General features: G+C 45.3%; 9 protein-coding genes. 3 read left to right on the forward strand and 6 right to left on the reverse strand.

Annotated elements, in window-relative coordinates:
- The first annotated feature begins 222 nt into the window (after positions 1-222).
- Positions 223-1,380, forward strand: a complete 1,158-nt coding sequence (locus J7529_RS24160; protein ID WP_318731101.1) for a ferrochelatase — start codon at positions 223-225, stop codon at positions 1,378-1,380.
- A 64-nt stretch (positions 1,381-1,444) separates the two neighbouring features.
- Here the strand turns inward: J7529_RS24160 and J7529_RS24165 are convergent, their stop codons facing one another.
- Positions 1,445-1,906 carry a GNAT family N-acetyltransferase gene (locus tag J7529_RS24165; protein WP_318731102.1) on the reverse strand — a complete coding sequence of 154 codons (462 nt, stop codon included), beginning with the start codon at positions 1,904-1,906 and terminating at the stop codon, positions 1,445-1,447.
- A 125-nt stretch (positions 1,907-2,031) separates the two neighbouring features.
- On the opposite strand from J7529_RS24165, the gene J7529_RS24170 reads away from it, so the two are divergent.
- A complete protein-coding gene (locus J7529_RS24170; RefSeq protein WP_318731103.1) occupies positions 2,032-4,980 on the forward strand; it encodes a spondin domain-containing protein in 2,949 nt (982 codons plus the stop codon).
- Between the two features lie 407 nt (positions 4,981-5,387).
- Here the strand turns inward: J7529_RS24170 and J7529_RS24175 are convergent, their stop codons facing one another.
- The 5 genes from J7529_RS24175 to J7529_RS24195 form a co-directional block, all read right to left on the reverse strand.
- Positions 5,388-5,588 carry a hypothetical protein gene (locus J7529_RS24175; RefSeq protein ID WP_318731104.1) on the reverse strand — a complete coding sequence of 67 codons (201 nt, stop codon included), beginning with the start codon at positions 5,586-5,588 and terminating at the stop codon, positions 5,388-5,390.
- Positions 5,589-5,744: 156 nt separating this feature from the next.
- Complete coding sequence (locus J7529_RS24180) at positions 5,745-7,061, reverse strand: ATP-binding protein (protein WP_318731105.1); 1,317 nt, start codon at positions 7,059-7,061, stop codon at positions 5,745-5,747.
- A 101-nt stretch (positions 7,062-7,162) separates the two neighbouring features.
- Positions 7,163-7,669 carry a hypothetical protein gene (locus J7529_RS24185; protein WP_318731106.1) on the reverse strand — a complete coding sequence of 169 codons (507 nt, stop codon included), beginning with the start codon at positions 7,667-7,669 and terminating at the stop codon, positions 7,163-7,165.
- A gap of 292 nt (positions 7,670-7,961) precedes the next feature.
- Positions 7,962-8,288, reverse strand: a complete 327-nt coding sequence (locus J7529_RS24190; protein ID WP_318731107.1) for a hypothetical protein — start codon at positions 8,286-8,288, stop codon at positions 7,962-7,964.
- Positions 8,289-8,655: 367 nt separating this feature from the next.
- Entirely contained in the window at positions 8,656-11,181 is a 2,526-nt protein-coding gene (locus tag J7529_RS24195; RefSeq protein WP_318731108.1) for a glycosyltransferase family 39 protein, read from the reverse strand.
- A gap of 213 nt (positions 11,182-11,394) precedes the next feature.
- Between J7529_RS24195 and J7529_RS24200 the strand changes: the two genes are divergently transcribed.
- Positions 11,395-11,604, forward strand: coding sequence for a DUF6887 family protein (locus tag J7529_RS24200; RefSeq protein WP_318731109.1), 210 nt, complete (start codon positions 11,395-11,397; stop codon positions 11,602-11,604).
- The last annotated feature ends 89 nt before the right edge of the window (positions 11,605-11,693 follow it).

The following is an 11,693-nucleotide window of genomic DNA, read 5'->3' on the forward strand; positions in this document are numbered from 1 at the left end:
GGGCGCTTTGACAACGCCTTTAAGAGTCCGATTTTGGACGGCTTAAGAATCTGCGCGGCTTTAGCCCGCAGAGTGTCAATCCCACTAATCTTTATAAAATGTTTAGCTTTGTGCCTTTTCCCTGTCTCCTATTGCTAGAGTGCTTATTGCTAGAGTCCCTATCCCCCCCAGGGGGATGCTACCCTAGAAAAATGTGATCTTAAACCCACTGAGGAAACAGCCGTGGTTGCAACTCCAGAAAAATACTCAGAACAAACTCCAGTTGGCGATCGCCAGCCCCCTCGCGTTGCCGTTCTGTTAATGGGCTATGGTGAAGTGGAAAGTTATGCCGACTTTGCCAACTATAACGAACAAGCCCTAAATCTGCTCACCGCTAAGTTTGCACCGGTTCCGACTTGGATCTATCCCCCGTTAGCCAAACTCCTCGCGATCTTTGATTTCCATGAATGGAGTCATCAGCATGGTAATTTCATTTCCCCCCACAATGCCATTTTTGAGCGTCAGCGAGCTGGAATTGAGGAACATTTACAGCAAAAATGGGGCGATCGCATTAAAGTCTTTAAAGCCTTTAACTTTTGCGCGCCCTATCTTCCTGAGCAAGTGCTAGAACAAATTAAGGCAGAAGGGTTTGATAAACTGCTGATTTATCCCCTGCTTGTTGTTGATTCCATTTTCACCAGTGGTATCGCTGTTGAACAAGTCAATCAAGCTCTAGCGAAAGAAGAGGGTAGCGAGCATTGGGTGACGGGAGAGCGCTATATTCCCTCATTTTATAACGAGCCAGACTATATCAACCTCATGGCTCAAGTGGTGGAGGAGAAAATTGCCCAGAAATTGCGCGATCGCATTTTACCCTCCCAAATTGGTATTGTTCTCATGAATCATGGCTGTCCCCACAAAGCCAAAGGCTTCACCTCCGGTATCACCGAAAGCCAAACCCTCTATGAATTGGTGCGGGAAAAACTGATTTACAAATATCCCTTGATTTCTGTAGGTTGGCTCAACCACGATACCCCCCTGATTGAATGGACTCAACCTGACGCTAAACTGGCAGCAGAAAACCTGATTCAGCTTGGTGCAAAGGCGATCGTATTTATGCCTATTGGTTTCGTCACCGAAAACCACGAAACCCTACTCGATGTTGAGCATATTATCGAAGCCTTACAGCGCCAATATTCCAACATTACCTATATTCAAATGGAGTGCGCTAACGATCATCCAGAATTCCTACATATGGCTGCCCATTGGGCAGATCCCCACATTGAAAATCTGCTCTCAGAAGAAGCGTTATCGGTGAATACCCAACTCACCGTTGAGCATCATCACCACCACCATCATCATCACGATCGCGATCAGGGTCATCATCACCATCATCATTAATTAAACGATTCCATGAATCGCTAAAAAGTAAGGGTGTAAAAAGCCACCCTTACTTTTCTTGGTATTAGCACTTCAACTCAACCAAATCGCGCTCAAATTTTACTCCTTTGCGCTCAACGATTTCCGTATCATAGACTTGAAAGCCAAACTTCTTAAACAGACCTACACTAAACAGACTCGCCTCAGCATAAAATCGTTTCATTTCCTGACTTTTCCCGTAGTCTAAAATGACCCTCATCAAAGCACTACCAATCCCTTGATGGAGATAATCATAACGCACATAGACTGAAGTAATATGCCCATCATTTCCTATGCCTGCAAAGCCTAAAATACCGGTCTCATTCACCGCCACAAACGTTGTAACATCCAGAATAAACTGACGGAAAAAGTGTTCACTTAACCCAAAAGCAGCCCAGGCTTGGGTCTGCTCTAAGGTATAATACTCGAGTCCATGGGTCTGAACCGTTTGATAGTAAAGATCTGCCAGTTCTGGTACATCAGATTCTTGAGCAACTCGAATATTCATCAACGATAACGATAGTATTAATGTTCCGCATCGCCAAATTGCTCCAGCGATTCCTGCCGAGACTGTACAATTGTATTGTGACCTAGATTCTGCGGATTTCATATACCTAGTGAGGAGAAACAACCATGCCTCTCAATCAAGTTACCGTCACCATCGAAAATGCTGCCCCTAATTTAGGAACCAGCCTCACCCCCTTCTGGGTGGGCTTCCATAATGGTCGTTTTGATACTTACGATCGCGGAGCACCCGCCTCACCCGGACTAGAACGACTCGCAGAAGATGGGAATAACAACCTCATCAGTCAAGAATTTGCCAACAGTGGCTTCGGCAACCTCGACGCAACCATTGGCAGTGCCCCCATTGCCCCCGGAGCCACCGTCCGCCAAACCTTCAACATTGATGCCTCTCAAGGTCGATACTTTAACTACGCTTCTATGATCTTGCCGAGTAACGATACCTTCGTTGCCAACGGCAATCCCCTCGCTAACGAAATTTTTGATGCCAACGGCAACTTTGTCGGTGCTGATATCCTAATTTCCGGTTCCCAAGCCCTAGATGCCGGAACCGAAGTCAACGACGAAATTCCAGCCAACACCGCCTTTTTTGGCCAAACTACTCCTAACACCGGAGTCGATCAAAACGGAACCATTCAGCTCGCCACAGGCTTCAATCCAGTTGGCAGCGGCGGCATTCTCGACGATCCTCGGTTCTCCAACGCTGACTATACCGCTGCCAACTATCAAATTGCTCGCATCCGAGTCACCTCCAATCCCTCCGCGCGCCTCTCTTCCGTACTCACAGGCGCTCAAGAAGTTCCCAACCCCACGACTTCTAATGCCATCGGTACTTCGCAACTCATCCTCAATGAATTTGGCGATGCCCTCAGTTACGAACTCAACGTCTTCGGCTTGGACTTCGGTCAAATTATTAACGGTACGCCGCAAACCGCCGATCCCAATGATGATGTCACCCGCATCCACATCCATAATGCTCCTCGCGGGCAAAATGGTCCCATCGTTTTCGGTTTGGTCGATCTGATTAATGCTGCCAACAACGGTCAAGATAGCGACGATCTGCAAATTACCCAAAACGCCGATGGTTCAGTAACCCTACGCGGCATTTGGGAAGAGACGGATTTGCCGCGTGTCAGTGGGGACGCGACCCAGCGGGCCCCTGTTTCTTCCACTCCTCTGAGCCAGTTCGTCAGCAGCATTCAGGCCGCGCAAAATGGGGCCGATATTCCTCTCTACTGGAATGTGCATACTACCGGATCTCCAGCCGGTGCCATTCGAGGCCAACTGCAAGATGGCGATGCCACCTCTCAAACCGTGAATGGCTTACAAACCCAAACCATTACCCTAGGATCTAACCAATCTCTCGCCGTGAATGCCGGCGGACGGCTTGATGTTGAAGGTACAGCCGTTGCTGTTAATGCCGCCGCCCAAAACGTCAGCATTAACGTGCAAGCCAATGGACTCGTCGATGGGAGTTTTAACGGCGTTAACTTTGCCAATGGCGGGCAATCTCAAGGGACACTAACCAATAATGGCATTATTACCAGTGCCAGTCGGGCCGTCAACTTAGGCGGACTCTCCAATCAAATCATCAACTCCGGGCAAATTCTCACCACAGCCAATCCTCGCAACGGCACCATTTATTCCGACCAAACAGCCCGAGGATTTTCCATTAACAATACGGCAAGCGGGTTAATCGACACCGGTAGCGGCAACCAAGGCGATGCTATTTCCCTGCAACTCGGTGCGAGCGTTACTGGCGGTATTACCAATGCCGGTACGATCTTCGGTCGCGGTCCGAGCAGCTCGACCACCAATAGCGAATCTTCTGCTATTCGCCTGTATTGGGGCAACGAGTCCGGTTCTCCCGCTTCAATTTTCACCGGGAATATTACCAACTCGGGCACGTTGTTTGCCGAACAAGGAAGCGCCGTACTTGTTGAAAATCAAACCATCCTCAATGGTGAAATTCGCAACAGTGGCACGATTTACGGCGGTTTCCGGGGCATTAATTTTGCCAATGGTGGCAGCTCTGGCGGCAGTGTCGTCAACCAGAGCGGCGGGCAAATTTTGGGGAATGGACGGGCAATTAATATTGGCGGTGGAGGTGTTTCCGTGCAAAATGCCGGGCAAATCCGCACCTTTCAAACGCCATCGGATGGAGTGATTTATGGAGACCAAACCGCAAGAGTCATTGTCATCGATAATCAGGCTTCTGGGGTTATCGACCTCACTTCTGGGACTCAGGGAGATGCAATCTCGTTGGAACTCGCTGCTAGTGTCAATGGTGCCATTGTCAATTCGGGAACGATTTCTGGAGCTGGTGCAGTTAGCTCCACGACCAATAGTCAATCTTCAGCCATTCGCCTTTATTGGGGCAATCAGACGGGAGTTCCGGTTTCTGTGTTTAATGGCAGTATTGGTAATTCCGGTCAACTGACTTCCGAACAAGGGGCGACTATTTTGATTGAAGACCAAACTCAGTTAAATGGCTTGATTATTAATACGGGTCTGATTCAAGGTGGGAGCAGCGCTACAGGAACTTTAGCCATTGATACGCAGAATGCAGAAGGAGTTGTTGCAGCTATCAATACGGGTTTAATTAATGGGGATTTCTTGCTCAGTGCTGGCAGTGACTTTTATGAGGGGACTCAAGGCAGTTTGTTTGGTTCTGTCATTGGTGGCAATGGTGGGGATACTCTGCTCGGTGGAGCTTCTAATGATAGCTTTATTGCTGGAGCTGGCAATGATTCTCTCAATGGAGGTGGCGGTACTAATCTCTTAATTGGGGGAACCGGTTCCGATACCTTAATTTCTGGCAATGGCATTGATATTTTTGCCTTTGGTGCAGATTTGCTGCAAGATCCAACGGCAGATATTGATGTGATTGCTAACTTTACGGCGGGCGATGTCTTGGACTTCAATCAATATTTAGGTGCTGGGGGCAGAATTTCTTCAGTACAAACCATCGGAGGCAATCTAAATGTTCTCTTGAGCAGCAATGATTCGATTTTGATTGGTGGCGATATTGCTGCTGCTTCTAGCCAAATTGTTATCTGATCATTGTAGAGGTAGCAGCCAGCAATAAGATCGCGCGACCTGAAATGTTGTCTAAACTGATACTATAGTCATTTTAATTAAGATTGACACGCCAAGATCTATCTAAAGCCAGGGTATATGTAGGGGCGAATGGCCGTTCGCCCCTCCTTAATTAAAACAACTATATTTCTCTATGAAGTTGCGCTTAATAAGGCATCAACCAAGTAGTCCCATCCAGTAATCGAGGAGATCGTTACCTTATCGAAGTAATCAAGGACTTGTGAAAGCCTTTGCTGTAGGCTTTTCAGGTTTTTACAGTTCTGCCATCTGATACCCTTTCCCATGAAGCTGCGCTTCATGGGAAAGGGTATCAGTGTTAAGTGTTGAAATATAAAGGGTTGGTATTTAATGCTCTAGATGGAGTTTATCTAGCTCATGGATGAGCCACTGCGATCATAAGCGTCACTCACTCCGCCAACGGGTTTGCCTTGAATGTTATTCCAGTAGTCACCGGTTTGATCGAGTCCAACTTCAGCAGCGGAGCGGTTGAGCATGGACTGTTGGCGGTTTTTCACGAGGTGATGGTGGCGGTTCATTAAAGCGCGAGCTTGATCGTTAGTCGATAACATAATCGTTTCTCCAGTTGTTTTATTAAGTTCTTTTTCTCTTACCTTTCTAATTATATCAAATATTTTTGTATTCAAGGCTACAAAATCTCATTTTTTAACAAAAATTAATGATTATACTCAGAGAGGCAACCCCCGATGGATAGACACAGAGGATCTCTATATGGGGATTTCAACGATCAACTCTGTTCCCTGACCCGGTGTAGAGTGACAATAGAGTTTACCCTGGTGTTGTTCAGTAATGATTTGATAGCTGACGTAGAGTCCGAGTCCATTATGGTGTTGTTTGCCTAACTTCGTGGTGAAAAAGGGCTGAAAAACTTGCCTTTGCAGAGCTTCTGATATCCCTACTCCATTATCAGCAATACCAAGCCTCACCCATTGCTCATCAATACAGGAAGTGGAAATGCGTAAGATTTTCTCTTCTACAGACTGTTCTTCTAAAGCATCGATCGCATTATTCAAGATATGCATCATTGCCTGGTTCAGTTGTCGAGGATAGCAGGAGACCAAGGGAAGGTTGCTATATTCACGGATAAGGGTAATCTGGGGGCGATCGCCATCGGGATTGAGGCGATGTCCCAAAAACAATAAACTACTCTCAATGCCTTCGTGTAAATCCACCGTTTTGTAATCCGATTCATCCAAGCGAGAAAATTTGCGCAGAGATTGCACAATGGTTTGAATTCGATCAATGCCCACTCGACTAGACTTGAGCAGTTTCTGAAGATCTGCTCTCAAAAACTCTATATCGAGGGTCTCAACTAAGTTTTGTATGGTTTCTGGTGGATTCGGATACTGATTTTGGTAAGCTTGAGTCAGGTTCAGTAATTCTTGTGAATACTCTCCCAAATGATGCAAATTGCCCTGAATGAATGCTGTAGGATTATTGATCTCATGGGCAACCCCTGCAACCAACTCTCCCAAGGCTGACATTTTAGCACTTTGAATGAGTTGAGCTTGTGTCTGTTGAAGATGTTTTAACTTTAATCTCAATTCCATCTGAGAGATTACCTGTCGTCCTAAAGTTCTCAAAGCCTGCAATTGTTCATCAGTCAGATTACGGGGGACGCGATCGATTGCACAGAGTGTACCCAGTGCATATCCATCGGGGGTGATAAGGGGAGTCCCCGCATAAAACCGAATATCCGGATCTGAGGTAACTAAGGGATTGGTTGCAAACCGCTCATCTTCTAGAGCATTTGGGATAACGAGAAGTTCATCGGGTTGATTAATCGCATGGGCACAAAATGCAATCTCTCTGGGTGTTTCCGTGGCATCCACACCCACTTTTGACTTAAACCACTGGCGATTTTGATCGACCAAACTCACCAGAGCAATGGGAGTCTCACAAATGTATGCAGCCAGTTGGGTGAGATCGTCAAAAGCGTCTTCTGCGTCAGTGTCTAAGATGTCGTAATTCTCTAATGCCTGCAAGCGCTCAGGTTCATTACTGGGAATTGGTGGAATCTTCATTGAACTCAGGAATAAGGAGCAACAAATAATGACTAAAGAGTAATGGAACAGAAAACAGTAGAACTGATGTACCTGAAGTCCAATTTACTTTTTTATACCTGTCAACTTGCATCTAATAAATTGGCAAGATACTCTAGTGCCCCATATAACTCTTGGATCTTATCAATTGTGTAGTTTTTATCATGTTTAGTAAAGACATCAGCGTGCAAACGTCCGAATTGCCATAAATTTCCATCAGTAACAATACCATATACTTCATTATTATTGATTTTTTGTGAAGCAACTAGCTCGGCTAAACATTGTCCCCATCCTTGCTCAAAGTCATTTTTTTTCGCCTCAACGACTATGAGAATTGGAGTTTCAAGAACTGTTTTGCCCAACGACGATCGCTTGGAAAATATATAATCGGGTGTCCCACACAAGACTTTGTCAAAAGATATGGTTTTTTGTGTCCAGAATGAGTAATTGTTTCTGTGATTTTTATAGACTGACCTGAGCAAGGGAGATATGATGAGTTCACACCGAGCTGCTTTTGAGGAAAATAGGTCAATATGTTCTTGGTTAAACTCAAATTCTTCTAGCAAAATTTGAGGGACAGAGATCTCCATGTTCGATATAAATGAGCTTTCAGTATACCGAATATTGTATGTTTTTTGAACTTCAGAAATGCTTTGGAATTGACTAAATGGCATGGGTAATCACCTTGCTTGATGTTATAGAGCGTGGTAAATCAATCCTATTGAGACGCAAGTTTCTTAAAAGCACGATAGATTGTTTATAATATATTCTTTGTTGAAGATTTGTCCAATGCATCGGATATTTGATGTGCAGAAGTATCATTATTTTCAATAAGTCTTTTTTGATATTCCAAAACATGCAAAACTTTTTCTCCAAGGTTATTTACTTTGTTTTTTTAATCAGTTCTAAAGCTTGCTTAAATTGACCACTCCTACGCATAAGATCAATAGTGATGGCTTCCGAGGATCCGATTTCTCCCGCAATCTGTTGAGAGTGTAAATTCGCTTGATTAATTAGTAATATTGCCTTTTTTCTACACGATATAGCTGCGTCTAAATTCTTTTTATTATCGCAAATCCATGCAGCATGGATTGCCTGCCACGATGTTTCTGAAAATAGCCCTTGTATTTGCTTTTGATACGATAATGCAAGAAATGAAGCTGCTACTTCTGGGATTTGAGAATTGGCAAATAATATTCTGATATTCATCTGTGGCAACTATATTCTGCGATATGGGCTTCGCAGTCCGATAAATCGGGTGAAGAGTAACCACAGGAAGGACATCGTTGTATCCAAAGAGAAAGTGTCGATCTTTTCATTTCTGGAGGACGAGTATCTAAGTCAGGAGATCCAAACGAGTTGGTGCTTCCAATTATCATATGTTTACTTTTTTCTTGGCAAACACAGCATTCGACTTCTTGTTCAAATATTCTTGTCATAAGACTTTCCTGGTTTTAGGGCATCATTTAACGAGCAGCTCACGTTGCACAAATGCACTTTCTTCTAAAATAACCTTAATTCATGAATCAGCGTCCAATGTGCAGGAGTTATATTGATTTATCTGAGTTCGATGTACCTAGAGATTTAGGGTTTTGGCCAGTTGCCACGCTTTGAAGAAACGGCCTTGCATAGCGAAGGAAATGGCTTGTAGGGCTTGTATTTCCGGCTCGTCTGGTTTGAGCTGTAGGGCTGTTTCGAGGACGTTTTGCGCTTTTTGAGGTTTCCAGTCGTAAAGATAGACTACGGCTAAATAGGCATAGAGATAGGGGCGGTTTGGCTCTAGGGTGGTAAGAACATCTAAGGCGGCGATCGCCCCCGGCACATCTTGACGCAACACTCGCGATAGGACTAAAGCATAGAGCCAGTCTACCCGATTCGGGTCTTGTTGCAAGCGATCGCTTAACGTGCGATCGACTTGCAGCAAATAATCTTGCGTCGGATCGTATTGATTAATCCGCCCCACTTCGCTAAAAATATGCTCTAGTGCAGTTGGTCCCTGGGATAAGGTAGCTGCAAAGGTGCGAAACTGGGTTGATAAATCTAACTCTAAAGCGGGTTGAGCAGGAGCCTCCAAAGATAGCATCATCCGAATAGGAGGAATGGGAATATCTTGCGCGCGAGTCTCCCAGTTTCGGTCTGGCAGATATTGCACCTTTAACACATAACTTCCCGGTTCCATATCCGCAGGGGGTAACATGGAGGTCAGCTCGCTCACTTCCACCGCTTGTTCTGGATCGAGGTTTTCAGGAGCATAGAGATTTCCCATCCCAAACCCATGGTCATGTATCCAAGCAATTTGACCATCCCGTTCTCGAATCCAAGTAATCAGCACTAATCCCGATTGTAGATCTTTCCAGGGGCCGCGCCATTGGTAGGTAACGGGAACTGGACTGCCGGGAGGGACGGGACTGGCAACAAAGAGGTTATAGAGTTGCACCTCAGACAGGGGTTGATCGAGGGGAACCACCTGCACGGGGGGAGTATGCTGGTGATAGAGGTTGAGTTGACTGCCATCGTTGAGAGACCAGGATCGATGCCGGTTAAATAAGCCACTGGTTTCGATGAACTGGGTTAACTGTTGTCGTTCAGCAGAGGGACTTAATCCTTGTTGACCGGTTTTGGTGATAAACCAACGCAGCGATCGCCCATCTTGTACAATGTGTTGACTATTGGTTCCCACTTGACGACCATGAACTTGAGAATTTCGCACTTGCCCATAGTAGTTAATATTATGCTGATTTAAAGTAGGTGTAGAAGGCAAAACTCCCACATTGGATCGTAGATAAGGTTCGGTTTTAATGATTTCATCAATAACTTTAGGATGGGGAGAAGGAAGTCCCAACACTGGATAATTCATTGCTCCGGGACTCAGTGCTTGGATGAAGAATTGTCCTCCCAGGGGATAGAGGTTTAAAAACATCAGTAAACCGGCTAATCCTATTGTTCCCCAACGGATTTTGGGGCCCCATTTACGACTGAGTTTATCCCACTGATTTAAACCACAAGGGAGTAGGAGAGAGAGAACGGGAAGAGAGGGAAGGATGTAGCGGGTATCCTTATTTATGTTTAAGGAACAGAGGAAGTAAGACCCTACTAGAAATAAAAGTATCCAAACGGTTTTGGGGTGCTGTTTCAGGTTTAGCCGTTGTTCGGAGCGCCAGAATTGAATCCCTATACCAATAAAACCGACGATTGGAATCCATAATAGAGGCCAAGATACTAGCTCTGGCAGGTCTTTCCCGTAATAGAGCCAAGCATCGAGGGTATGCAGGGGGGGGTCACCTTCGGCGATCGCTACATCCACAGTAGCTCGTTTTCCAGAGGTTAGCATCAATAACCAGTTGGTACGCACCCAGGGATAGACCAGACCGAGGGTAATTATGCCGCCAAAAACCCATTGACCAAACCTTTCCCATTGTCGCTGATAAAGGGTTGTGATTCCGGAAACGGAGATCGGAGTGAATAGAAAAAACAGGGCCGTTTGTTTGGTCAGCAATGCTAACCCTACCGAAATCCCCATGAGTGCAGCCATGCCCCACTGTTGCGATCGAGAAGAGTGACGGGAAAACCACCATAGAGTCAGACAAAAAACACTCCAAGTGACCATCGCTGTTAGAGGATAATCCTGGAGAAAATCCAGGCGATAGCGGTAGAGTCCAGGTAGCATGATACACAAAGCAGCCGCCCACAATCCCAGATAGCTGTTGAACAGGATGCGACCTAATCCATAAACCGAACCGAGGAGAATAGCACTATAGAGCAGCATCACCAGAGTTGAGGAATCAGGACTTGCTCCAAAAATCTGGACAAAGGGAACCGTTGTTACATAAATCAGAGGCGGAATTTTTGGAGAAAGCAGCCAAAATTGATGCCACCAATCTCCAGAAAAGAATTGGGCATTTTCCAACATGTGCTGATATTCTAAGACCCAGTTGAGATAGTCAGCCTGATCCCAAGCCGGAACGCGGCGATCGATCGCCAACCAGAGGCGATCGCCCACTATAATCAGAAACATCATCAATCCCAGCGCCAACACCGGATCAGTTCCCGTATTTTTCTCAGACCAACGCTGCTGATTTGTTTTCAATGCTTCCTTAGTCATGCGATCGTTAGCGAAAACTGCTATAGGCTAATTAGGCTATCATAAAAATGGACTCAAATACTTGCCAACAATTCAACACGAACAGAGAACAAACCAATCCAGTAGGGTGCGTTACGCTGTCGCTAACGCACCTACGATCCTTAAAGGTAAATCGTATTACAGGAGAAGAAATGATAATTGAAATTCACTCAAATGGAACTTAGAGGTTTGTTCATGAAGTCTAATTTTGAGTTGATGACGATGCGAGAACTTCAAAAGTATATTCTAGAGTATAGAAATGACCAAGCCGCATTTCAATCATTCATGGATCGGGTTGATTCAGTGCCTCAAAATCAAGTCTATGGAGAGGTAAATGCTCAGGAGTTTTCTGTACTCCTTGAACAGTATGGTCATATCCAGAAAGGTCAGGATAATAGTGAATAAAATCCACTTGTAATATCAAATCCGGTTAATTGGCAATAGAATAGAGAGAGAGCGCTATCATCCAACCATGCCTAGACAACTGCAACTGG

Source organism: Roseofilum sp. Guam (assembly GCF_017746735.1).
Lineage (GTDB): Bacteria > Cyanobacteriota > Cyanobacteriia > Cyanobacteriales > Desertifilaceae > Roseofilum > Roseofilum reptotaenium.

Excerpts from the sequence above, each read along its gene's own strand:
- J7529_RS24180 (WP_318731105.1), bottom strand. The coding sequence starts at position 7,061 with ATGAAGATTCCACCAATTCCCAGTAATGAACCTGAGCGCTTGCAGGCA.
- J7529_RS24175 (WP_318731104.1), bottom strand. The coding sequence starts at position 5,588 with ATGTTATCGACTAACGATCAAGCTCGCGCTTTAATGAACCGCCACCAT.
- J7529_RS24165 (WP_318731102.1), bottom strand. The coding sequence starts at position 1,906 with ATGAATATTCGAGTTGCTCAAGAATCTGATGTACCAGAACTGGCAGAT.
- J7529_RS24200 (WP_318731109.1), top strand. The coding sequence starts at position 11,395 with ATGAAGTCTAATTTTGAGTTGATGACGATGCGAGAACTTCAAAAGTAT.
- J7529_RS24170 (WP_318731103.1), top strand. The coding sequence starts at position 2,032 with ATGCCTCTCAATCAAGTTACCGTCACCATCGAAAATGCTGCCCCTAAT.
- J7529_RS24190 (WP_318731107.1), bottom strand. The coding sequence starts at position 8,288 with ATGAATATCAGAATATTATTTGCCAATTCTCAAATCCCAGAAGTAGCA.
- J7529_RS24185 (WP_318731106.1), bottom strand. The coding sequence starts at position 7,669 with ATGGAGATCTCTGTCCCTCAAATTTTGCTAGAAGAATTTGAGTTTAAC.
- J7529_RS24195 (WP_318731108.1), bottom strand. The coding sequence starts at position 11,181 with ATGACTAAGGAAGCATTGAAAACAAATCAGCAGCGTTGGTCTGAGAAA.